Origin of the sequence: uncultured Succinatimonas sp. (assembly GCF_905203285.1) — a bacterium.
Lineage (GTDB): Bacteria > Pseudomonadota > Gammaproteobacteria > Enterobacterales > Succinivibrionaceae > Succinatimonas.
In genome coordinates this window covers 1-1,703 of sequence record NZ_CAJKVK010000153.1, presented here as the reverse complement: position 1 = coordinate 1,703, position 1,703 = coordinate 1, and the positions used below count along the sequence as shown (strand labels likewise).

At 43.4% G+C, this 1,703-nt stretch carries 1 protein-coding gene; it reads left to right on the top strand.

Features of this window, described 5'->3' with window-relative positions:
* Positions 1-152 precede the first annotated feature (152 nt).
* The coding region (locus QZ019_RS09770; RefSeq protein WP_295484637.1) for an IS1182 family transposase at positions 153-1,703 on the top strand (1,551 nt) is incomplete at its 3' end.

Sequence of the window (1,703 nt, the reverse complement as noted above, 5' to 3'; positions counted from 1 at the left end):
GAGGGTGACTAAAAAGTCACCTTCTTTTTTACCTGAAAAAAGCTCTTAATTTTTACATTATTTTCTTTGTTTTCAATATGTTATTTTAACTTTTAACCCGTTTTATGCTATAATTTAAACATGTTCCGTAAAGCTTATTCCGGAGCTTATCTATGGCTAAAGTTACCTTCAAACCTTATCCCCAGTATGAGACTTTGCTTCTCCCTCCTTCTTTAAGCGAATTAATTCCCGCCACTCATCCGGTGAGATTGGTTAACGCCGTTTTAGACAAGATTGATATCAGCGAGCTTAAATCCACCTATGTCGGAGGCGGAGCGAGCAGTTACAATCCGCGCATGCTGCTTAAAGTTATTGTATACGGTTATTTGTGCAATATTTATTCCGGACGTCAATTGGAGAAAGTCATCACTGAGAACATCAACTTTATGTGGCTGGCAGGGATGTCCCGACCGGATTTCAGAACCATCAATTTGTTTCGCAGTAAAAGGCTGAAGAACGGAGTCTTTGAAAAGATATTCGTCAGAGTGGTAAAGCTGTTGCAGGAAGAAGGATTAATTTCACTTGAGGTACAGTATATTGACGGGACCAAAATCGAGTCGGCGGCCAACAAATATACCTTCGTCTGGCGAGGAAGCATCGAGAAGAATAAGGAAAAGCTGATTACCAAAGTACACGGGGTGCTCAAGCAAGCCAATGAAGTATTGAAGCGGGAAAACGATGAAAACGCGCCAAAGGAAATGACGGCGGAGGAGTTTAAGGAAAAAGCCGCCAATATGCTGGAGAAGCTTGAGAAAGAACAGACGGCTGAAAAAAAAACTGTAAAATCCTTAAACAAGGTAGTGAATGAAGACGCTCCGCGGCTTAAGCGTTATGAAGAACAGCTTAAGATAATGGGTAAACGCAACAGCTACAGCAAAACCGATACCGACGCCACCTTCATGCGGATGAAGGAAGACGCGATGCGCAACGGTCAGACCAAACCGGGCTATAACGTGCAAATCGCCACCGAGAACCAATATATCACCAACTATGACATTTATTGGCGTCCCACCGATACCGGAACTTTAATTCCTTTTTTAAATTCTTTTTATGCCAAATACGGCAGTTACGGCACGGAAATCGTGGCTGATTCCGGATACGGCAGCGAGCAGAACTATGAGTTCATGTTTGAACAGGGACTTACCCCGTACGTGAAGTTCAACATGTTCCATAAAGAAATGAAAAGAGCGTTTAAAAACAACTCTTTCCTGCCTGCCAATATGTTTTATAACGCCGCTAAAGACTATTACGTATGTCCGATGGGTCAGCATCTTACGTTTTGCGGCACTGCCGAAACCTCCTCTGACTTAGGTTATATCTCGACGATATCTTTTTATAGAGCGCAAAACTGTAAAGGCTGTCCGTTACGCGGAATGTGCTATAAAGGCAAAGCCGACCGCCGCACGATACAAATCAATCATAAGAACAACGCGTACCGGAATAAAGCGCGGGAGCTGCTGATGAGCGAGAAAGGTCTCATGCATCGCGGCAGACGTCCGATTGAGCCTGAGGCGGTATTCGGCGACATCAAATACAACCACGGATTCAAGCGGTTCAGATTACGCTCCAAGGACAAGGTCAAAGTAGAGTTCGGATTAGTGGCTTTAGCCCATAACTTAAGGAAATACTTTAAACAAATAACGCAAAGAGAACAAAAAATGATG